Here is a 23,597-nt window from a genome sequence, read left to right as displayed (position 1 = left end):
TCCAGCCTATTGAAATCTTGGCAATTCGTTTCATAATAAAAGAAACATCTCATTATTATATTTAAGATCATGGCAAAAAATTATTATGAAGAGCTCGGTGTTTCAAGAGATGCTTCAGCAGACGAAATCAAAAAAGCATATCGTAAACTGGCAAAGAAATATCATCCAGATATTAGTAAAGAGGCAGATGCTGAAGCCAAAATGCAGGCGATTAATGTCGCCTACGATACCTTGGGTGATGCCACTAAAAAGGCTGAATATGACCAGATGCTGGATCATCCACAGGGTTTTGCTGGCTTTGGTCAGGGTGCAGGCGGATTTGGTCAAGGCACGGGTGGTTTTGACGGTTCCCAGTTCTATCGCCAAAGTTCAGGCGATGGGGGTGCAGACTTTAGTGGTTTTGAAGACTTGTTTGGCCGTTTTGGCGCAGGGTTTGGTGGCGGGCAGCAGCGTTCGCAACGCCAGCAACGCAGTTACAAGGGCGAAGACCAGCATGCCAGCATTCAAGTTGATTTAGATATTGCCTATCACGGTTCAACCCAGCAGATTACCTTGCAAATTCCAACTTATAACGTCTATGGTGAGCCTGAAATACAGCGAAAAACCTTGCAGGTTAAGATTCCAAAAGGAATGAAAGAAGGTCAGCAAATTCGCTTAAATGGCCAAGGACAAAGTGGTATCAATGGTGGTGAAAATGGTGATCTTTATATTGAAATCCAATATAAAGATACCGACCGCATTCGTATTCAAGGGGCTGATGTCTATCAAACTATTGATGTAACTCCGTGGGAAGCAGCTCTAGGACAAAGCATTGAAGTCAATACTCCCGCAGGGCAACTCAAAGTCAATTTACCTAAAAATGCCAAAAATGGACAACAATTACGTCTCAAAGATAAAGGGATACCAAATAAAACTGCAGGGCATTTATATCTAATTATTAATATTGTTTTACCACCAGCACACAGCGAACAAGAGCAACGAGCTTATCAACAGTTTGCAGATGCTTTTGCTTCATTCAGACCTCGTGCATCATAAGGAGTAAGATCATGACAACTATTCAATACAAAGAAATTCAATATGACGGTCACTGCCAAGTTGAAATCATTGATGAACAATTGGCACTTGATCTTGAGCACTTTGCCGAAGCCTGTGGTCAAAGCACCGACTGGGTACTCAAGCTGATCGACTACGATATTTTGCAGATTCAGGTTGATCCACAAAGCCACCAGTTTATTGGTGAAGATGTTGCTCGCGCCCGTCGTGCCTATCGCCTGCAACGAGATTTCGATGCTAGTCTCTCAGCTGTGGCGGTAATGTTGGATTTAATTGATGAAGTTCAACAATTAAGAAGACAACTCAAACATTTCCACTGAGTAAAATACACAGACCAAATTCATCATTTTAATTTGGTCATTTTCTCAACTTCCTTCAGTGTTTGTTTGATTGGCTCATAATCTAAGAACCAAAGCAGATTAATATTTCGCTGCTTGTTTTGTTGTGCGAGCAAATCAATCACACTACGCTCACCACGACCAACCAAATGTTGCTGATAAAAGTAATAAAGTAGCAAGACTGTACTCAGCAACATCACCCCTAACATAATCCAAAAACCTACGGGTGATTTAAGACCAGGAATAAACTCAAAGTTCATTCCATAAATTCCCGTAAGTAAAGTTAATGGTGCAAAAACTGCCGTGATAATTGCCAGTATTCGCATATTCTCGTTAGTTTGGTTCGCAATCGCAGAAAAATGTAGATCAATTGCAGATTGCACAGCATTGCGAAGCCTCAAAGTATGCTTTTGCACGCGTTCGACATGACTCATCAAATCATTTAAACGAACTAACAGAATATCTTGAGTTTTGTGCTTATGTTCTCCAACCACATGATGATAATTATCTACAAGCTCATCCCGAAACTCTTGTAAAGTTTCAATTTGCTCTTCACATAGATTTTCAATCTGCTGAAATGCCATGTCTTCATGAAACAACTGATGCCATTGTTTAAATCGACGATTTCCTTGCAATAACTGTTGCTGCCAATATTCAACACGTCGTGTTAATGGGGTTCTTAGATTTAGATAACCATCAATCATACTGTTTAATAAACGAAGTGATAAATCAGCAGGTGTACTTGGTAATTTACGAGGTTTGTTTTGTTCAGCTATGGGTTTTTCCATAATCATCTGAATACGTTGGATATAACTCTCTACCGCTTTATTGCCCTGCTCTCTAAGACTAATCAAAATATGAGGCGTTAAAATAAAACTGATAGGCGTTGTCGCCAAACCAAACACGCTTTCATGAGATTCAGATGCTTCATTTTCATAAATTTGGTCATCTGGCGTGATTAACTTACGAAAAACTAGAAGATCATATTCTTCAACAGTATCAAAAGCACACGGATGTTCGATATTTAATAAATCTCGCATATGAAACTCATTGAGCACCACACCAGTATGCTCATAAATGTTCTTTTGCCACATCTCGTTATGATTCACTAAATCTTGTCTTAAACTATCGACCCATAAAAACTCTAGATGATGTTCTGCTTGTTCTTCTGCACTAATAAAAATCGTATTTTCACTGTTATGTCGATAAAAATAATAAAGCTGCATAACTCTAATGTTCAGATTAAATTTTAAAAAGATGATGCCATAAAAAAGTCCGCATTTAGCGGACTTTTTGTATATTGAGAAGCTTACGCTTGTTCAATATCTTTCATTGTTAACTTGATACGACCACGGTTATCAACATCCGCAACCTGTACTTTCACATCTTGACCTTCTTTCAATACGTCAGTCACGTTTGCAATACGCTCATTTGAGATTTGCGAAATGTGAAGTAAACCATCAGTACCTGGCATGATGTTTACAAACGCACCAAACTCAACGATACGGATTACTTTACCGTCATAGATCTTACCTGGTTCAACTTCAGCAGTAAGTGCTTGGATTTTTGCAATCGCAGCACGAGCAGCAGCTTTAGTTTCACCGAATACACGAACTGTACCATTGTCTTCGATATCAATCGCAGCTTTAGTCTCTTCTGTAATGGCACGAATCGTTGCGCCACCTTTACCAATGACATCACGAATCTTGTCTGGGTTAATGCTGATCACTTCAAAAGTAGGAGCATGCATTGAAATTTCAGGACGAGCACGTGAAATTACTTTGTTCATTTCATTAAGGATGTGCATACGACCAGCAAATGCTTGGTTTAACGCAACTTCCATAATTTCTTCAGTGATCCCTTCAATCTTAATGTCCATTTGAAGCGCAGTAATACCGTTTGCTGAACCTGCTACTTTAAAGTCCATATCACCAAGATGATCTTCATCACCTAAGATGTCAGAAAGAACTGCGAAACGTTCACCTTCTTTCACTAAGCCCATTGCAATACCAGCAACTGGCGCTTTAAGTGGAACACCTGCATCCATAAGTGATAATGAAGCACCACATACAGAAGCCATAGAAGATGAACCGTTTGATTCAGTAATATCAGATACGATACGAATCACGTACGGGAAACGATCAGCAGCAGGAAGAACAGCTTGAACACCACGACGTGCTAAACGACCATGACCGATTTCGCGACGTTTAGGTCCCGATTCACGACCAGTCTCACCTACAGAGTATGCAGGGAAGTTGTAGTGCAACATGAAGTTGTCAGTTTTAGTACCAGCAAGGGTATCAACCATCAACGCATCACGAGTATTACCCAAAGTTGTTGTTACCAAGGCCTGAGTTTCACCACGTGTAAATAACGCAGAACCGTGAGCACGATCTAATACACCGACTTGAACATCGATCGCACGAACAGTTTTAGTATCACGACCATCAATACGTGGTTTACCTGACAAGATGTTGTCACGTACTGTACGATATTTAAGGTCTTCAAATAATTCATTTACTTCATCAGCGATACCAGTTTCGTCATTTTCAGGAACGAACTGTGCAACTGCTTCAGCATACAATGCATCTAATGCTGTATAACGATCTTGTTTAACTGCAATCGTATAAGCTTCAGAAATTTTTGCTTCGAAAGCTTCTTTCAATTTTGCACGAAGCTCTTCATTTTTAACTGGAGCAACCCAAGTTGATTCAACTGCGCCAGCGGCAGCAGCAAATTCTTTAATGGCTTGAATTGCAATTTGCATTTCGTCATGACCAAAAAGTACAGCACCCAACATTTGGTCTTCTGAAAGTTCTTTCGCTTCAGACTCAACCATTAATACTGCTGATTCTGTACCCGCAACAACTAAATCAAGATCAGATTGTGCAAGTTGTTCAAAGTTCGGGTTTAAAACGTATTCGCCATTAATCAAACCAACACGAGCACCACCGATTGGACCACGGAAAGGTGTACCAGCGATTGATAATGCAGCTGATGTACCTAGCATAGCGGCAATATCAGCATCCATCGTCTTATCAGAAGAAACAACAGTCGCTGTTACTTGAATTTCGTTGAAATAACCTTCTGGGAATAACGGACGAATTGGACGGTCGATTAGACGTGAAATCAAAGTTTCAGCTTCAGATGCACGACCTTCACGTTTACCGTAACCACCTGGAATACGACCCGCTGCATATTGTTTTTCTTGATAGTTAACAGTCAACGGGAAAAAATCTTGACCTGCTTTTGCTTTAGGTTGCGCAACAACCGCAACTAAAACAGTTACACCACCCATAGTGACTAAAACTGTATTTGCTTGACGTGCAACGCGACCCGTTTCTAAAACAACTTGGTGTTGACCAAATTGGAATTCTTTACGAACTATATTAAACATAGACATGTATTGTATTTTCCTAATTTTATTCTAGTGAGACCCCTAAGGTTTGGCATTCAGACCACAACTGCTGTGTAGATAAATGACAAAGCTTAGAAGCCATCGCACTAGATCAAATATTTAAAAAAGTTAAACGCAAAGAAGGAGCGAACAAGCGCCCCTTCTTAAAATCACCTAAAATAAATTAGATGAAACTCTCTTTTCAGCGATAAAGCATAACAACATGCGAAATAGCGAAAACAAAGTAAAATCGAATTAACGACGTAAACCTAATGCGCCGATCAAAGCAACATAACGACCGTGATCTTTACCGTTTAAGTAGTCAAGTAATTTACGACGTTGGTTAACCATACGAATCAAACCACGACGGCTGTGGTGGTCATGTTTGTGCTCTTTAAAGTGACCTTGCAAATCATTGATTTGAGCAGTCAACAAAGCAACTTGTACTTCTGGTGAACCAGTGTCATTTTCAGCACGAGCAAATTTAGCGATGATCTCTGCGCGATCAGTATTAGTTAAAGCCATTCGATTTCTCCGAGATGCTTAAAAGTTAAATGATAATGATCAGTTGCGAGCAACCGACTGCCGTGCATCACTACAGCAAGGTGCTATTTTAAGTGATCTATCGTTATATTGCAAAAATGTTTTATGTTTACTGGCAATTCGGCAGCTGACAGCGTTGAACAAAAACGGCACACTAGGATGAATCTGTTTTCAATTTATAACAGAAGTGAAAGAAAACGAAAAAATTCGAGGGAATCGTGAAAATTTTATCTACCAATACCTGTTATGTTCCAAAAGACCTGAATCAAGTTATTCGCTCCAAAGATGAGGTCGCAGCTGAATTGGGTGGGATGACGGAACGTCAAATCCAAAAAATTTGGAATAGTGTCGAACAACTTTATAAAACAGGTAATTACCCGCTTGTAACCCTGTGCTTACGTCGTAATGGACAGATTCTACTCAACCGAAGTATTGGCTATGCACGGGGAAATGCGCCAGAAGGTTTAGCTGCTGATGCGCAAATCGGAACACCAGATACTCCAATTTGTTTATTTTCAGCATCGAAAATGGTCACAGCGATGCTCATCCATATGTTAGATGAGCGTGGTGATCTAAATTTACTAGATCCAATCAGCTACTATATCCCTGAATATGGTGTCAACGGAAAGCGTCGTGCCACCATTTTTCATCTACTTTCTCACCGTGGTGGAATCCCTCGTATTGATCAAGAAGTTACTCCAGAACTTCTGTTCAACCAAGATGAAGTTTTAAAGTTACTTTGTGCTGCTAAACCTGTTTCACCATCAGGTACTCACCTCGCCTATCATGCAGTTACCGCAGGTTATATCTTGGGTGAAATCGTTAAACGTGTAACAGGACAAAATGTTCGTGACTTTTTGGCTGAACAAATCGAAAAACCAATGGGGCTTAACTATTTTAACTACGGTCTCAAACCAGAATATCGTGCCGATGCGGCATTAAACTATGCCACAGGAATCCATCCAAGTTTAGGGACGGATCACTATCTACACCACGTATTAGGTGGTGGACTACAACTTGCAGTTGATGTAACCAATGACAACCGTTTTATGGATACCATCTGTCCAGCGGGAAATATTTACACCAGTGCTGAACAAGCAGGACGTTTCTTTGAAATGTTGTTGAGTGGTGGTGAATATGAAGGCAAACAAATTATGTCGCCACAAACGGTATTCCGTTCAACTCTGCCAACTTCTGGAGTTAGCTTAGATCGTACCTTATTAGCCCCTATGCGCTATGCGTTAGGACCTATGCTTGGAAGCAATCCAATTGGCTTATTTGGTCCAATGACTGGACAAGCATTTGGGCATATCGGGTTCTCAAATATTTTATGTTGGGCAGACCCAGAGCGCGACATCAGTGTTTCTCTACTCACAACAGGCAAATCAGTCGTCGGAACTCATTTACCCGGATTAGCAAAGACCCTCTATCAAATCTCAACCAACTGCCCAAAAATTCCAAAGAATCAGCGACGCTCATTGTTTGCAACTGATCGTACTGAAAATGATAAAGTTTAATTTGAAGCGTTCACGCATAAAAAAGCCCAAGTTAGACTTGGGCTTCTGCGCGTAATTATAGTTATCACTATTCTTCTAATTTTCTTTTCTTGTTTTGCTACATTCAACCCTCTGAACGTATGAGCACATCATTTTCTTGGTGTACTATGCAGTTATTAGAGCTCGTTCCTCTTTATGCTTACTATTCTCTCAGAATCAATTGTGGAGAAAAATAGCATTTTTCTTATCTCTATGTAAGAAAAAACGTACAGGTCTGTATAACATTTAACTTAATAATACAAATTTGTTGTCCTACAATCATTTTTTTAGATTAAATAATAATCTAAATTTTAAAATGACTCAGAGTGAATATTAACGTGTTGCAAGTTAAACAAACTAAATTGCAATTTGATGAAATCAGATAAATAAAAATCAAGAAAATAAAAAAGCCTTGTAGTCTCTCCCAAAACTACAAGGCTTAGCGGCTGTAAATTTCCTCTTTTATCACTTACTTCACTGTAAGTTCGCTGTCATACCGACTTTATTATTATCTTTGTGCGATTTACCTAGCATTCCTTGCTAGGCTGTTTGTGGTTATATAATCTCAAAAACACGTATTTAGCTCTAGCGACAATATCTCGAATCTGTGTAAGCTTTTGCTTACAAAAACCCTCATTTTAAAGAATAATTTCACAATCAGTCTAAATTAATCTTTTGAACTAAACCACTACGACGAACTGTTCGAATCGTAAGGGCTGCTCCTAATGATTTCTGTGTCGCTAAAATACTCACGACTTTTTTCGCTCTTGTAATTGCTGTATAGATCAATTCCTGACTCAACAATTTTTCTGCATGTGCATCTAAGACAATTGCAGTGTGAGAGAATTCAGAACCTTGAGATTTGTGAATGGTCAATGCAAACGCTGTTTGCATATTACGCGGTAGTCGATGTGCTGCAATCCACTTATTTAAACTCGGAAAGTACACTTCAAATTGTTGTGCTTGGCTTCGATGTTTAAAACAAATCCCAATATCACCATTTGAAATCCCTAACTGATAGTCGTTATAGGTCATCATCACAGGGCGTCCGACATACCATTCTGCAACTGCAATTTGTTTAAGCTGCTGATTCACCCAACGTTCAGCATAGCGATTGAGTTGTTCGATCCCCAAAGCACCATGTTTCACTGCCACTAAAATTCGATAATCATCAAAGACCTGAATAACCTGTTGAATATATGATTCTGGTTGGTCGGCTTCTATATAGTTTTTTAATACGTCGACATAATCTTGAAAGCCATACATTAGTTTTTGTTGATACTGCTCAGCATCTATATCCTGTTGCTCAGGTAAATATTCCAACTGAATAAAATCAGGCATTTCTTTACTGAGTTTAATCTGCTGAAGTAAAGCAGGCTTTACAATTTCACTTTCAAGTTTAGATAAAACTAAATGAGAGTCAGCAGAAGCCGATTGTGCTTGAATAAAACGAGCTAACTGACCAATTTTGGCTTCATCAGAAAAACGGCGACTATTTTTTAGCTCTACTCGATTATCTGCCAAGCCTTTCACCTGCTGTAAATCTGCTAAAACTGCTCCCACATCGACGGATGCTAATTGATTGGCATCTCCCAATAAAATAATTCGACATGACTCAGGAACCGCTTCAAATAACGCGGTCGCAAGACTCAAATCTAACATCGACGCCTCATCCACTACGATGACATCATAAGGTAATGGTTGTTTGAGATTGAAGCGTGGAACTTGTCGATTCCCCATTCCTAACAATCGATGCAATGTTTGGGTACTTTGGTGTCGTAGGTTATCCGTTACTAGCCCAGACTCAAGCAGCTTGGGATCCTTAAATGAGTTTTGCAATGCTTCTTGCATACGTTGCGCTGCCTTACCAGTAGGTGCAGCCATGGCAATCCGAATATCAGGGATTGTTTGATTTAATGCAGCAATAATGCGTGCCAAAGTATAGGTTTTACCTGTACCTGGTCCTCCTGTAATGATGCTGAGCCATTGTTGCAACACCATACTTAAAGCTTTCTGCTGAAATTCATCACTCAATAAATGTTGATAAACAGAAATATCAACCTCTGGTACCATTTGTCGCTTTAATCGACAAATCTGATGAGCGAGGCGTTGTTCTAATTGCCAATATCGGTATAATGCCAAGCCCTGCTGATCATAGACGCATGGGGCAACCTGAGTCATTGCGATTTCACTGGAAACCACTAGATCACCTAATGCTTCAAGCTGTATTGCTTCAAAATCAATACAACTGTCGCCTTGTAAACTGGCTTCCATCAATTGCTCTAATATTTTCGCAGCATTCGATGGTTGAGCAGATTGAGAGAACGGTGCTTGAGAAAGATAGCGACTCCACACATTCAACCACTGGTTTTGTTCTGGTTGCTGACTAATTCTTTTGTCCACAGAGTTATCCTCAAACTTACCCACACGCTTGTCCACAAGGTTATAGACAGACTTATTCACAAGATAAGCTTTTGTTTAATTTAAAATTACACACTTTATCTACATTATTTTCTGATTTTTATCCTCAGAAAAATATCCCAGTATTGCATCTAATCGTAAAATAAACTCATCATTTGGCTTCCAATAAAAATAGCCTTGCTGAGCCTGTCCATTCATACCACGCAAATACAGATAAGATGCACCACCTAGATGTTCTGCAATATTATAATTTTGCAGTTTAACGCGAAGATAGCGATGCAAAGCGACTAAATATAACCCTGCCTGAAGCCAATAACTGGACAATGACATACTGTCAGCAATCTGTTCAGCACCATAATCTGATTGATCTGCACCTAAATAATTACTTTTATAATCGGCAATATGGTAGCGCTGACCATCAAAATAAACCAAGTCAATAGAACCATTTAGATAACGTGCTGATTTCGCTTCCAATAGTTCAGGCATATAAATGTCATATTCTTCAAACAACTGCTGTATGCGTTGCATTGCTAATACACGATCAGATAAAGACAGATAAAATGGACATTCCGATAGATACTGTCCTGCTATTAACTGCTTTAACTGAAACTCACCATTCAGAGGTGTAGCCAAAACATCTTGTAGCCATTCCGCAATCCACTGATATAACAGCTGCTCAGCTTGTAGCTGTTCTGGGAACTGCTGTTGATATAAGCTAAAAAGATCAGACCATAAACTTTGATAAGTATTCTTAAAACGGCGACGAATTTCTTCGACCCAAGTATCAGGTTGTTGAAAATCAATCAGCTCAAAAATCTCATGTAAGAAATTACCTGCCAAAGCACCCTTTGGAAAATTTTGTTTAATCCATGCGATTGGCTGCGAAACCGGTCTCTCATCAATGATGATTTGTGTGAGCTCTAATTCATCTTCAGCCTGTTGTAGATTCTGATCCATATTTGCCAAGCGATCCATACGATTGGCTTTATGTTTTAAATGTTGTGCCAAATAACTAAAGCTAGTTTTGCCGCGTGCATAAAAACGTTGTGTCGGTAAAGGCTGTGCGGCAAGTGTCAAATCTTGAGACATTTTTGCAGTACGAAGAGTTGCAGGACGTTCCTGAAGACACGCCTCATCCGCACTATAGATGTGCTGAAAAACCTCAGCTTGGTTTTTCCAAAAAGCTAAGGCAGATGCTTTGGCTTTATCCCCTTTTTCAGGTTCAAAAACAGCATAAACACGATGACTAGCACGCGTTAGTGCGACATACCATAAACGGTTTTGTTCGGCTTGAGCACGTTGTTGATGCTGATTGATTTCTGTATCTTGAAGAAAATTCTTATCGGCGATCGCAACGACACGTTGTGTTCGGATTTGTCCTGTTTCAGGGAGTTGAATCTCTGTAGTGGAAAAGTTTAAAGCTTCTGATTGATTTGAGGGTGATTTATTTGCACCCAATAAAAAGACGATTTTGAACTCCAATCCTTTAGATTGATGAATCGTCATGAGTTGTACACCAGCTTCACTGGATAGTTTATGTTCCAGTTCCCACTCTCGATCACTTGGCGAATTCAGCTGTTTAAGATACCAATGATAGAGATTCTGTGGTCCTTGTACATGTTCGCTATGCTGACTCAAAATATCGGTCAAATGACGTAAATTTACCACGGCACGTTCATTATCTTTACTTTGAGTGATCACCAATTGCTGCCAAATCTCGAATTGATTTAGACATTGTTGCCACGCCACCAAGAAACCTTGGTTAATCCACAGTTCACGAAGATCATCAAAGGATTGCATGTACTCACTTAACCCAATTGGGCTCTGCTCGAGTACCAACAAGCGTTTGAGATCAAATCCAAATAAACGGCTAAGTAAGGCTCGTTTCAACTTAGCCTCATCAAAGGGATGAAGTAGAGCCGTCAATAAAGCTGCCACATCTTGTGCGATAGGCGAGTCAAATACGCTGCGTTTTGATGGTCGATTGACACGAATTCCCAAATGCTGCAATGCCTGTTGTACTTCGTCTAGCTGTCTGTGACTACGTGAAAGTACAGCAATATCATCTTCGTCAATTGCTTTCCGAGTTTCACCTTGAAGATACAGTTGATTTAAGTGTGCTTGATTGAGCAAACTTTGAATTTTCCATGCGACCTGAGTCGCTTGTTCTTTTGAGTCTGCGAGCTGTAACCAACGTAAAGGGGCAGGATTAATTTGATGATCATCGATTAAGGCAGGATGTGGTCGCTCTCCTGCTTGAATCGGGTCATAGATCACTTGCTCGCCAAAATCTATTTGTTGTTGAAATAAAGCATCCACTACTTCGACCAGTTCTTTGACTGATCGATGGTTATGAATCAATTTATATTCACGTCCCTGTTTTGCCATAATATCTTGATAGGCGTTCAGAAAGGTCAGCATGTCCCCGCCACGGAACCCATAAATCGCCTGTTTACGGTCACCAACCATAATCATGCAGCCCTTTTGATAACGCTGTGGATGCCGCCAAATACTCGCCAACATATCATCCTGATCTTGGTTTGTGTCCTGAAACTCATCTACCAAAATAAGCGGATATCGGGCTTGTACAAAGACTGCAAAACGTTGCCCCTGCTCACCCTTTAAAGCATCTGACAAGGTTTTAATTTGCTGAGCAAAAGTAGTTTCTCCCTTTTGTTGTAATATTTGTGGCAAACGTTTTTTAACCTCAACACATAAATAAGCTTTTAAATAAACTTGTAATTGTTCGAATTGTTGTTGAGTCTGCTGCAGAGATTGAAGTAATCGTTGTAGTTGTAAAAGGGTTGGATGTTGATAAAAACCTTCTGAAATATCAGCTGGACATTTCTTAAATATTTTTTGCTCATTGAGCTTATCTAAAAATTTAAATGCGGCATCACGTTGACTGGAAAAATAAGCATCAAAAACTTGTAAATTCTCCGTCTCAATAAGTGTTTTTAATAGTTGAGGCAGAGACTCACTGAACAGTTTATTAAATGCATGATTACGAAAAGAAGTTCCATTGATATGTGAATAATGTGCACCATCCAAATTAAAATATTCAGCCAAGCAATTAAGTTCAATTTGCTGTGCTTGTTGCCGCCATTGTTGCAGTTGAGCCCATTCAATCTCAGGAAAATTCGGCAACTTAAATTGTGCTGAACTAAAATTTAGTGAACTTTCGACCATACCAATAAAGTAATCGACATTCTTTAATCCGCCCACCATATAAAGTGTATCAATCAACGGTTGGGGCTGGGCTTGAATCCATTCACGCAGTACATCGTGGATCAATTGACGGGTATAGGCTTTTGCATCTTCCGTAATTTGTGCGCGTTCGATCTTTCCACTTTCAAAAGCGAATTCTCGTAATAATTTCTGACTAAAACTATCTAATGTGCCAACAAATAACTCATCTAACTGATCTATTACTAGCTTTAACCGTTCACAAGCATAAGCAATACGCGGTGCGAAAGTTTGTAAAATATGTTGCTTTAATGGATCATTTTCTTGCAAGGCAAACTGATAAATATCCGCTTCCAATACATTTCGAAATGGTTCCAAAAACTGTTGAACCTCAACTAAACGCGCGCGTATCCGCGTTTTTAACTCTGCTGCTGCTGCGCGAGTAAATGTTGTAGCTATCACCTGATGTGGCAAATATTTTTCTAAAAATATCCGCACCATAAGACTCGACAAGGTATAAGTCTTACCTGTTCCTGCCGAAGCTTCAATTAAATGTAAACCTTCGAATTGAATATCACGAATCGGTTGGTAAGACACTGGAAATTGTGAATGCATGTCTTACTCCACTCGTAAAAATTCAAAAATCGGTTGATATAAAGCATAAGAATAATGATCACAGGCGAATTGCAACAATGCCGTTGCATCCTGTTCCTGCAAAATAAACTGCCAATCTCGATGCTGTTGATTCGCCTCATCTTGACTGAAATCAACAAAGCCTGTGTTGTAGGTATTTTTCCAGATTTTCAGCAAATCATTTTGGCTCTCTTCACTCAGCGTATGTAGTGTATCCTGTTCAACCCAGTCATATGCTTTCCCTTTTTCTAAAGGCTTTAATAACAATGCCGCAGGCAGCACCACAGGTTGCTGTTGGGCCTGTTGCCAAAGCTTTAACCAATGCTGTAGATAGTGCTTCGCCTGATGTGAACTCACCCCTTCACAAATCACGGTTTGATCACTAAATACCACCACACGACGTTTTTCAGAGGCCGTCTCTTGATCCAAAATGACAAGCCACAGCAAATACTCAAGCCAAACTTTGGCAAAGCGTTTAGCACGTGCACTCGAAGCATCTAAGCTAATCCAGTCTTGCGCGATGTGTTTGGGCGTAACGCAACTGATCTGAAGTTGTTTCGATACTCGCCAAACACGTTGCGTGGTTTCTGTTGGGGAAGTTGCATAGTCTTGCAAACGTTCTAACAAACGTTGTTGCTCAATACGACTTTGTTGCCATGCGCTGTGTTGCACTTTTCCGACAGGTAACTGATCTTGTAATAAAGCAGGTGCCGTAGCATCAATGTTTTGTTGTAAAAAATGACGAATCGCGTATTTACCTAGACCATCGAGCATCAGAGGTTCAGTCTGATCCAGTACTTCTGTAGCACTTAGATTTTCAATACCCAGCGTTTTAAGATACAAACGTGCAGGGAAAATCACGTCCTGAATCCATGAATGAGCATCTAGAATGATCATGTCTTGCTGTTCAAGTGGATAACTTGTATTGACCCAAGCCTGACGTTCACCCTTAACCTGCTGCAACTGGGATGCCACCTTAAACCAATGATCTTGATAGCGTATATGTCTTTGCTCAGCGATAAATCCTAATGGATCAAAAGGTTGTAAGCGATGCAAATGATAAAGTGGATAAAGTTTTGACGGGATTTGCAAAGCTTTATAATCATCCGTGCAAGAAGTTTCTGTATTGGCAAATGAGTCAGCGAGATCAGGCTTTATAATCAATCCCAAATGATCTCGAAACCCCTGCAATACACTTGATGGCTCACGTACCTCACCATCATTTACATCAAAACCATTATAGAATAGCCAAAGCTGCTCTTGTGCTAGCAAAACTGCATCCAAAAATGCACCTTGATCATCTTCCAGTCGAGAACGATCACCTAATTGCTGACGAAGAGCATCCATTAAATCAAAGGGGATATGACTATCTCGATTAGGGAACTTACCCGTATCTAAATTCAAAAGCACAATCAATCGATAAGGAATCGGGCGAATCTGACCAATTTGGCTAAATGTAATTTGCCCTGTCGGTTCGACTTGTGCAGATTGGCTTTCTAAAGCTCGTTGAATTTCATCAACGATATAAGGCAAAGGCAGTGAAATCTGACGTAATTGAGTTTCAGCATCATCATAATAGCTCGCCAAAGTCAGCATTCGCTCTTGCTTATGGACAATATCGCGTACTGCTTTCAAGGCAACAATATCAGCTTGTTCAAACTCGTGGATGTCTTCCTTTAGCTTTTTCAACCAAGCTTCTACAGTAAAACTCTGCCCTAACTCATGTGCAATCCACCAATTACGTCGAGCTGATAAATCTTGATAAATTTCAATCAACAAACCTATCAACTCGAAGTCACTTGGCTGAACATCTGCATAACTTAAAGTCTGCTGCACCATCACATGAGCTGGGATGGCAATCCCTAGTGCTAATCGATCTAAAGCAAACTTAAAACTATAGCGATAGTCGTCATCGCTAGCACTTAAGCTTTGCTTTAAATGTGCTGCATCCAAGCCACGCTTGAAGCCTGCATCATTTAACAAAGCTAAAATGCGTTGAGCTTGACTATAATCAAGACCATAACGTTGTTGAGTTGCGGCTAGATTCAACCAATCTGCAAAATCATTCTGAGTAAAACGCCCTTGTGGTAATTGAATCCGACCTAAAACAGCTCGCCATGCGTTGAGTGCATCTAGTTGTGCCACCCCAGCAATTTTGACGGGTAAAAACACCTCTTGAGTATGAGCAACCGCAGGGAACACACTGCGGATTAAAGGTTCTAATTCAGTTAGATTAGGCGTTAATACCAATACATCACTCGCACGGCGTGGTATGTCATCTGCTTCAGATAACCAATGCACCAATTGCTCTTTCAGCACTTCAAGTTGTCTTAAACTGGAATGACACACATGAATCTGAATCGACTGATCATTTTCAGCTAACTGATACTGTTCAGCTTTGGGTTCAGCAAGATAGAAAATATCTGACTGCACTTTACCCAATAAAGTTTCTGGAAAATGATCCACAAAGGCATCGACCCATTTTCCTTCCTCACCTGTTGCCAATTGTGATAAAAGTGAGAAATGATCTCGAGCTTGTTTACCCAGTCGAGTCAATAAAGGATGACGTGACTCACGGGCCTGCGCATTAAAAAACAAAGTGAATTGTTCAAAAAAGGCCGTTATTTCTGCATCTGTCGCCTTTGGATTTTTAAGAATAAAGCGCTCTTTGACACCAAGATCGTAACGCTGCTTCCATTGCGGATCGACACTGTCTGCCCAATACTCTTGTGACGGGTTGAAATGCAAAATCAACACATCAAGATACTGCCCTAAACGGCGTAAAAACTGTAATTGGCTAGGTGGTAAATCTAATAGAGTAAATATAATGATCTGCTTGGGAAGTTGAGCCAAAGCCTTCGCTCTTGTGTCCTCATTGTCTAAAAGTTTCCAAAAATCGGTATCAATACGCTGCATTTCCACAAAATCCTCATGGAAATAATGCTGCCACAACCAACGCTGCCAAGCCTCTAACTGTTCGATTTGGTTCAAACTAAACGCAGACGTCTGTTGATCTGTTGTCGAGATTAACTTTTCAATATCGAGGGCTTGATTACGCCCCCATTTAGACAACCAGTTACTCGCACAACTACAATCCTGTACGCAGTCACGTTGGCAACTTCCGCGATAAATCATGTAGTTATTAAAAAGATGGGAGACTTGCTCAGCGACCCAATACAGTATGCTTTGCTTTTTTAACTGCTTCTCTGTGCCATCTTGTAATTGGTCGGCACTGTCATAAATACGCTGCACAATCGAATATAAAGGATGATCTTCAAGCAAGCTGATCTGTGCAGACTGAATAAAAGGTTGTAAAGCCTGGTATATACGCCATTTTAAAATCAAACGAGGAATATTGGCTTTACGAACTTGTTCTTTATTTTCAAGCACCTGTTGATAGGCATACCATTGAAAACCACGAATACGCTGGTGAAATTGGTAATTCGCTGACATGCCTTGCTGCTCAGCAATTTTTTGCGTTAGCCATTGTTCTTGAGCAGGGCTAGGAACTATAAAATGCTGCGTTTGAAAAACTTGAAATGGTGACGAACTCGGCTGATTCATCGAGGCCATCACCCCTTGTAATAATACATCTAGGCGCTGACTTTGAATGACATGAATACCCATGTGTTAAAGAAACCTCTTTAATAAATCACCATTCGAATGCACAAATTCGTACACAATCATCACTATACAACTTCAACAAACTATGTCACGTTAATCCAACAATCAAATAAAAAATTTGTTTTGAAATTCATCATTCAATACGATTGAATGTACTATCAAGGGATAGACATTAGGTATAACTTTATGAAAATCGAAAAAATTCCTGATTCAATAGATCCAAGTTTGAACTTGGAGCAAATCCGAGAGGAATGTTTAGAATTAACAAAAAAACGTGCATATTGGTCTGCTGGTGCAGCAATTGTACCGATTCCATTTTTTGACGTTGTTGTCGACTTAGGCATGTTGACGCAAATCATTCCGCATATTAATGCACGCTTTGGTTTAGCCCCTGAACATATTAGTGTTTACGATCCTGAAACCAAGAAAATCCATTGGGACGAATTACGCAAACGTGGTTTTGAGTTCTCTGGTTTCGTTGTCGCACGCACAGCAATGAAAAAATCTTTTAACGGCTTTTTTACCAAAATTGCCACTAAACAAGTGACCAAATTTATCCCTTTGGGTGGTCAACTGATCGCAGCAAGCCTTGGTTATTTTATGATGCGTAAAATCACTGAAGCACATATCCAAGATTGCTATAACTTGGCAAAACGTATTCAGCAAAAAAGTCGAAGCACCATCGTGGCTTAAATTTAAGAATGACTAGATCACATTTCTTAGATGTGATCTAGTCATTACTACACACTTTTTCAATGAACACAATCATCTACCTCGCCTGACGATACCACTCTTTCACCTTGTATGATCGTCGTTCTTTCGGTAGTCAACTTGCCATTTTCCCATGTACAGCTAATACTTATATTTCCTTCATCCGAGGGATGAATTCCATAAATCATGTAAATATAAAATCCAATAAAAAAAACAAAAGCGAGCAGAAGTATGGAGCTTAAAGTTAATCCTATTTTTAACAATTTCTTCCACATATTCACAAACTCATCAGAAGTTTAGTCTTACCCAACTTTCAACTGTTTTAGAATCGCTTTCAACACCTCGATTCTTGCTGTATTTTTATCATCAGTCGCAATCACATACCAAGGTGCATAGTCAGTATTCGTTCGCTCAAACATATCTGCCGCAGCGTCTAAATAATCATCCCACTTTTCACGATTTCGCCAATCTTCAGGAGTGATCTTAAAACGTTTATGAGGTGTTTCTTCCCTTTCTTTAAATCGAACCGCCTGTTCATCTTTACTGATCGCAAGCCAAATCTTCACCACTATGGTTTGACTATCGACTAAGCTTTGCTCAAAGCGATTAATCTCATCATAAGCACGTTGCCATTCTACAGTAGTTGCATATTCTTCAATTCTTTCGACTAAAACACGCCCATACCATGTGCGATCAAAAATCGTAATTTTCTCCCCATCATTGAGCTTATTCCAAAATCTCCAAAGATAAGGACGACGTAGCTCATACCGTTCTGGAGCTCCTATCGTATGAATTTCATATTCACGAGGGTCTAGCTTCTTCACAATCCGTTTGATTGCTCCGCCTTTGCCTGCGGCATCCATTCCTTCCAATGCAACAATCACTTTACGGTCATCATATCGAAGTGCATCAGCCACCTTTTTGGTGAGTTTACTAAGCTCATCCTTATACTGATCTTTATCCAAAACTTGTTTGGATGGCTCTAATAGCTCGTTTGGAATTTTGGCTTGTTGCCACTTCTCAGTGACTTTAGTTTGATGAACAGGGAGCTCTTGTAAAGTCTGCAAAATATATTGAGCAAAACATTGATCACGTCGCTCTGCATCTTCACCATCAATCACATACCAGTCATCGGTAAATCGTTGGCTGAGACTCTGCAATGTATCGTATTGTTTTTTATTACGCCAATCTAAGCCATGCAATTTATGCCAATGCCGCTCAGATGCATCGATTTGGTCTAATCGTTTTTGTAATGATTTCCAAGATAAATCAAACCAGACCTTAATGACATGGACATTATTGTTTTGCAAATCATGTTCAAATGATCGCATCTGCTCAACATAAGCATCAAACAGTGTTTCATCCAAAGGCTTCGCAACATGCATCGCAGTAGATAACAAATCACTATACCAATTACCAAACATCACGACGATTTGCCCTTCAGCAGGAATAAACCGAGTATAGGATTGCCAGAATGTTTCATCGGCACTCAACAACTTAGGCGCATCAGCTTTCACTTTAAGATAACGAGGATCAAGCCATTCACGTAATTGCTTAACCGCTTCGCCCTTACCTGCAAGTTCAATTCCGCTGACAAGGATTAATACGCTTTTGGCATTTTTTTTATCTTGGCTATCTTTTAAAGCATATTGTGCCTCAATCAAATCCAAAGAAAGTTCTTCTTCTGATCGTAGTTCAAATGTCGGTTGTTGTGTGCTCATATTTAATTCTAAATGTTTAATTATTAACAATAAGTATAGTTAAATCTGATAAAAAGGCATCAAATCCCGTGTACAGTTTATGTAGATTAGATTCAGTGCATATCTCGACTGACCGATTGTTAAAGATTTTAGGTTTGTGCTGTCATAGTTCTAAGTTATCATCACGCCTATGATTTTAAGGTTTTATTTCTTTTGAGTTCGAACATGTCAAAACTCGCTGCATTTGATCAACTTTTATTACAATACCAAAGCTTAAATTACCATCAAGATCCAGTTCTAGCTCAGCGTTTACATGACGTACAAGCATGGATGAAAGCACGTATTGCTGCCACACACCAAGAGTTTTTTGCCCAACCTGAAAATCAGTTGATGGCACAATACTTTTTAAACCGTTTGTATGGTGGACCAGATTTTGATGCAATGGCACAGCAGATCGAACGTCTATTGAAATATGCACACAAAGCAGAAAGTCTATTGCCAGATAATGCAATTAAAACGGGAACTAAATCGGTTAGCCTAGCTGTCTTAGCAACACGTTTGGATGAGCAAGTTGCTGTACAACTTTTACAAGATTACCCAGCTGAAACTGTATTGACTGATGAAATTATGCGTCAAACGCTCATCAAATTGGATCAAGGAGAAGATCGTTATGAGCAATTACATCTTTTGGATGAGTTAGGTGTCGCATTAGATAAATATATGCGTTCAACTATGATGTACGCTGCATTTAAAATGTGTAAAGGCATTGCCCATAAATACCAATTCGAACGCATGTATGACTTTATTCAAGAAGGTTTTGCAGCGATGAAACCAATGAAATCAGCGGCTAACTTCATCAAAACTTTCACTGAAAAAGAGCGTGAAATTATTGAGAAGGTTCACGCAGGTCACCCAGACCCATTTCGCCCTTAAACATCAGCGTCATCTCTGCTAATTTTTATTGAGAGATGACGCATAAGCATTTTTCGATTTAGAAACTCTTTTTAGTCACTGACTTTCTGTATATTATTCATAACAATTACATGCTAAGCCCTGTAAAAAATTACAAAATCTGTCATCATGCATGTTGATTCGTATCGCTAGAACGAGAGTTTAGGAGAAAACAATGTCTAACGAAAACCAACAGCCTACCCCAGAAGTTGAGCAAAAACCGAGTTCAGACAAAGTCAGTCCATTCCTAAGTTCACCGCTTCCGCAAGGCACACCGCAAGGTCAACAACAATCATTACAACAAGGACTTGCATCTACCCCTACAGGTGGCTCTGTACCAAAATACAACTTACCGCGTGGTGCCAATACTGGCAATGTCGGCGCGACCACACACTTTGGCTATCAGACTGTTAGCAGTGATGAGAAAGCTCAAAAAGTTGCTGAAGTCTTCCATTCAGTTGCGAGTAAATACGACATCATGAATGACTTGATGTCATTTGGTATTCACCGTCTATGGAAACGCTTTGCGATCAACATGTCAGGCGTTCGTCGTGGGCAGCATGTCTTGGATATTGCAGGCGGTACAGGTGATTTAGCGAAAGTCTTTAGCCGTGAAGTCGGTCCTCAAGGGCATGTGGTACTTTCAGATATTAATGAATCTATGTTGAATGTTGGTCGTGATCGTTTGATTGATGCGGGCTGCACCAATGTTGATTTCGTACTTGCCAATGCAGAAACATTAGAACCTTTTGCGGATAATAGTTTTGATTTAGTGACGATCAGTTTTGGTTTACGTAACGTGACTGACAAAGATGCGGCTTTACAAGCGATGTATCGCGTACTTAAGCCAGGTGGTCGTTTATTGGTACTTGAGTTCTCAAAACCTGTTTTTGAGCCATTTTCAAAACTCTACGATTTTTACTCATTCACCGCACTTCCGATGATGGGTAAATTGGTGGCGAATGATTCTGAAAGTTATAAATACCTTGCCGAATCTATTCGTATGCACCCAGACCAACGTACACTTAAAGGCATGATGGAAAATGCAGGCTTCCAAAGCTGTGATTACCACAACTTAACAGGTGGTATTGTTGCAGTTCACCGTGGATTCAAACTGTAAGGCTTAAGATATGTGGTCGATTTTAGCACTCGGTGCAGTCGAACGTATCATTCATCATGTGATTGATTTGGATGCGATTACGCGTATCCAACTGAATCAATTACAAGGTCAACTATTACGAGTTGTGATCGATAGTCCACAACTCTCAGTTGATGTTTTCTTTGATGAAAATAAAGTTCGTCTAGAACCCACTGTCACTGGACAGAGTCAAACTCCTTCTATTTTTGAGCAGCGCCCCTTCGATCATCAAAATAAGATCACCGATGCCACTGCAACCTTACATGTTGCAAACGTGGTAGAACTGATTCGACTTTTGCTAAGTGATATGGATCAAATCGGTAATATTCCTTTACAGGGTGATTATCATTTATTGCAAGATATCCAGCGCATCATGCAACAGGCGGAACCTGATCTCGCTGCACATTTATCCCCTTGGATTGGTCCACAACTCGCACATGAGTTAGGAAAAATTCAGCTTGCGCCTCAGCAAATAAAGCGCTCGTTGCAAAGTCATTTGTTCTTTGTCGAAGATACACTTAAAGAAGATAGTGGTTTGTTTGCGCCACGTTGGCAAATGGATGATCTGAATCGAGAAACTCGTCAGCTCAATCAAGAAATTGATCGCTTAGAAGCAAAATTTCAGCAATTAAAATCTCAGTTTAATCCCACACAAGACTAGGTAAAATTCCATATGATTCCGCATATTACACGGTTACTCGAACTCTGGCGTATTGCAGCACATTACCGCCTTGACACCTTGTTTCCTGCGGAAGAGTTACCAGTTAAAGCACGTCATGCATTAAACATCATCAAAATGCATCCTGCGGCGTGGTCAAGTCGTGAGAAAAAGAATCCTCTCAAGTTAAAAGAAGCCCTAGAGGATATGGGTCCTTTGGCCATTAAACTTGGGCAATTGCTTTCGACTCGCCGAGATTTGATCCCGCCTGAAGTGTTATCACAATTGGTTTTATTACAAGATCGTGTAAAACCTTATGACACACAATTGGCGAAACAGCGCATTCAAGACTCATTAAAAGCAGATATTTCAACACTCTTTCTACGTTTTGATGAACAACCCCTTGCGGCTGCATCGATTGCACAAGTTCATACTGCGGCTTTGCACGATGGACGTGAAGTAATCGTTAAAGTCACTCGTCCTGATATTCGCAGTCAAATTTTGCAAGACTTTGAGATTTTGGCATGGTTGGGCGATTGGCTAGAAAACCGTTTAGAAGCTGCGCGTGCACTGCATTTATCTGAAATCATTCAAGATTATCGTCAAATTATCTTAAATGAACTTGATCTAAGTCTAGAAGCAGACAACACTCGCCGCATGCGTGATTACTTTACTGGCTCAAGCATGATGTATGTGCCAGAAGTCTATATGGACAGTAAAGACGTGATGGTCGCAGAACGCATCACTGGTGTTCCAATTTCAGATACCGCAACTTTTGATCGTCTAGGCATGGATCGTGCTGATTTGGCGGAAAAAGGTTTAACAATTTTCTTCACCCAAGTATTCCGTGACAACTTTTTCCACGCTGACATGCATCCCGGTAATGTGTTTGTGGAAACAATTAACCCAAGTAACCCACGCTTTATCGCGTTGGACTGCGCCATTATGGGTGAGTTGTCAAAACATGACCAAATGACCGTAGCGCGGATGCTACTTGCTGTCATGAACAGTAACTTCATGCAATTGATTCAGATCGTACATCAAGCAGGTTGGATTCCACCTGGTACTGACCAAGATGCTTTATCTCGTGAGATGCGCCGCACTGTAGGCCCAATGGTCTCAAAACCAATGGATCAATTAGATTTTGCAGGTATTTTGATTCAAGTCATGGATATTGCGCGTCGATTCCATTTAGAAATCCCACCGCAACTGATGTTGTTGTTGAAAACCTTAGTCCATGTAGAGGGCTTAGGAACTGATCTTTACCCTCAACTTGATATTTGGAAATTGGCAAAACCGATTTTGACTGAATGGGTCAAAGCCAATATGAACCCAGTTAAAAATATCAAAGAGATTGGACAACAAATCCCAGACTTACTTTTGGGTGCTCAGGATTTACCAACTTTACTCATTGATAGTTTGAATGGTTTAAAAAACCAGTCGGCATGGCAAGACAAACAACTGCGCGAAATACAACAAATGCGTTTGCAAATGCAACAGCAACAACGTCGTAGCTGGATGTTTGGCAGCACGATGTTGATTATGTTAACAATCGCAATTATAAGCCCTTGGTTTGTTTCGATCATTCTGATCGTCTTAAGTAGCCTTTTGGCACTGTGGCGGATTGTGAAATAAGTTCCAAAGCCCTTGTACATACAAGGGCTTTTTTATAAGTCAGTTTTTTAATCTTTTTCAAAATATAGATATCA

At 40.0% G+C, this 23,597-nt stretch carries 15 protein-coding genes; 8 read left to right on the top strand and 7 right to left on the bottom strand.

The window, feature by feature from the left end; translation table 11 throughout:
• Positions 1–69 precede the first annotated feature (69 nt).
• Together MKL32_RS04785 and MKL32_RS04780 are read left to right on the top strand one after the other, a co-directional pair.
• Positions 70–1,035 (top strand): DnaJ C-terminal domain-containing protein, encoded by a 966-nt coding sequence (locus MKL32_RS04785; RefSeq protein WP_005403596.1) that lies wholly within the window; start codon positions 70–72, stop codon positions 1,033–1,035.
• An 11-nt stretch (positions 1,036–1,046) separates the two neighbouring features.
• Entirely contained in the window at positions 1,047–1,373 is a 327-nt protein-coding gene (locus tag MKL32_RS04780) for a chaperone modulator CbpM (RefSeq protein ID WP_004763725.1), read from the top strand.
• Between the two features lie 23 nt (positions 1,374–1,396).
• On the opposite strand, the gene MKL32_RS04775 is transcribed toward MKL32_RS04780, so the two are convergent.
• The 3 genes from MKL32_RS04775 to rpsO form a co-directional block, all read right to left on the bottom strand.
• Positions 1,397–2,617: a magnesium transporter CorA family protein gene (locus MKL32_RS04775; RefSeq protein ID WP_039047672.1), complete on the bottom strand. Its 1,221-nt coding sequence runs from the start codon at positions 2,615–2,617 to the stop codon at positions 1,397–1,399.
• Between the two features lie 83 nt (positions 2,618–2,700).
• A complete protein-coding gene (gene pnp / locus MKL32_RS04770) occupies positions 2,701–4,788 on the bottom strand; it encodes a polyribonucleotide nucleotidyltransferase (protein ID WP_171053834.1) in 2,088 nt (695 codons plus the stop codon).
• Between the two features lie 255 nt (positions 4,789–5,043).
• Positions 5,044–5,313 carry a 30S ribosomal protein S15 gene (gene rpsO, locus MKL32_RS04765; protein WP_004656162.1) on the bottom strand — a complete coding sequence of 90 codons (270 nt, stop codon included), beginning with the start codon at positions 5,311–5,313 and terminating at the stop codon, positions 5,044–5,046.
• Between the two features lie 236 nt (positions 5,314–5,549).
• On the opposite strand from rpsO, the gene MKL32_RS04760 reads away from it, so the two are divergent.
• A complete protein-coding gene (locus MKL32_RS04760) occupies positions 5,550–6,848 on the top strand; it encodes a serine hydrolase domain-containing protein (protein ID WP_126131679.1) in 1,299 nt (432 codons plus the stop codon).
• 675 nt (positions 6,849–7,523) lie between these two features.
• On the opposite strand, the gene recD is transcribed toward MKL32_RS04760, so the two are convergent.
• From recD to MKL32_RS04745, 3 genes are all read right to left on the bottom strand, one after another.
• Complete coding sequence (gene recD, locus MKL32_RS04755) at positions 7,524–9,269, bottom strand: exodeoxyribonuclease V subunit alpha (protein WP_270900271.1); 1,746 nt, start codon at positions 9,267–9,269, stop codon at positions 7,524–7,526.
• Positions 9,270–9,368: 99 nt separating this feature from the next.
• Positions 9,369–13,088, bottom strand: coding sequence for a UvrD-helicase domain-containing protein (locus MKL32_RS04750; protein ID WP_270900270.1), 3,720 nt, complete (start codon positions 13,086–13,088; stop codon positions 9,369–9,371).
• Between the two features lie 3 nt (positions 13,089–13,091).
• Complete coding sequence (locus tag MKL32_RS04745) at positions 13,092–16,733, bottom strand: exodeoxyribonuclease V subunit gamma (RefSeq protein WP_270900269.1); 3,642 nt, start codon at positions 16,731–16,733, stop codon at positions 13,092–13,094.
• A gap of 183 nt (positions 16,734–16,916) precedes the next feature.
• On the opposite strand from MKL32_RS04745, the gene MKL32_RS04740 reads away from it, so the two are divergent.
• Entirely contained in the window at positions 16,917–17,423 is a 507-nt protein-coding gene (locus MKL32_RS04740; RefSeq protein WP_004916789.1) for a hypothetical protein, read from the top strand.
• 320 nt (positions 17,424–17,743) lie between these two features.
• Here MKL32_RS04740 and pap read toward each other — a convergent pair whose 3' ends face one another.
• The gene (pap, locus tag MKL32_RS04735; protein ID WP_075696847.1) at positions 17,744–19,162 is read right to left on the bottom strand and encodes a polyphosphate:AMP phosphotransferase; all 1,419 of its coding nucleotides are present in this window, start codon (positions 19,160–19,162) and stop codon (positions 17,744–17,746) included.
• A gap of 204 nt (positions 19,163–19,366) precedes the next feature.
• On the opposite strand from pap, the gene MKL32_RS04730 reads away from it, so the two are divergent.
• The 4 genes from MKL32_RS04730 (at position 19,367) to MKL32_RS04715 (ending at position 23,523) form a co-directional block, all read left to right on the top strand.
• A complete protein-coding gene (locus tag MKL32_RS04730; protein WP_005403589.1) occupies positions 19,367–20,074 on the top strand; it encodes an FFLEELY motif protein in 708 nt (235 codons plus the stop codon).
• Between the two features lie 193 nt (positions 20,075–20,267).
• Entirely contained in the window at positions 20,268–21,212 is a 945-nt protein-coding gene (gene ubiE / locus MKL32_RS04725; RefSeq protein WP_004916798.1) for a bifunctional demethylmenaquinone methyltransferase/2-methoxy-6-polyprenyl-1,4-benzoquinol methylase UbiE, read from the top strand.
• Between the two features lie 10 nt (positions 21,213–21,222).
• Positions 21,223–21,891, top strand: coding sequence for a ubiquinone biosynthesis accessory factor UbiJ (locus tag MKL32_RS04720; protein WP_004958639.1), 669 nt, complete (start codon positions 21,223–21,225; stop codon positions 21,889–21,891).
• A 12-nt stretch (positions 21,892–21,903) separates the two neighbouring features.
• Entirely contained in the window at positions 21,904–23,523 is a 1,620-nt protein-coding gene (locus MKL32_RS04715; protein ID WP_125272059.1) for an ABC1 kinase family protein, read from the top strand.
• Positions 23,524–23,597: the final 74 nt, after the last annotated feature.

Source organism: Acinetobacter sp. AOR34_HL (assembly GCF_027854795.1).
GTDB lineage: Bacteria > Pseudomonadota > Gammaproteobacteria > Pseudomonadales > Moraxellaceae > Acinetobacter > Acinetobacter junii.
The sequence above is the reverse complement of the archived record's forward strand: the minus strand, read 5'-3'. Positions and strand labels throughout refer to the sequence as shown.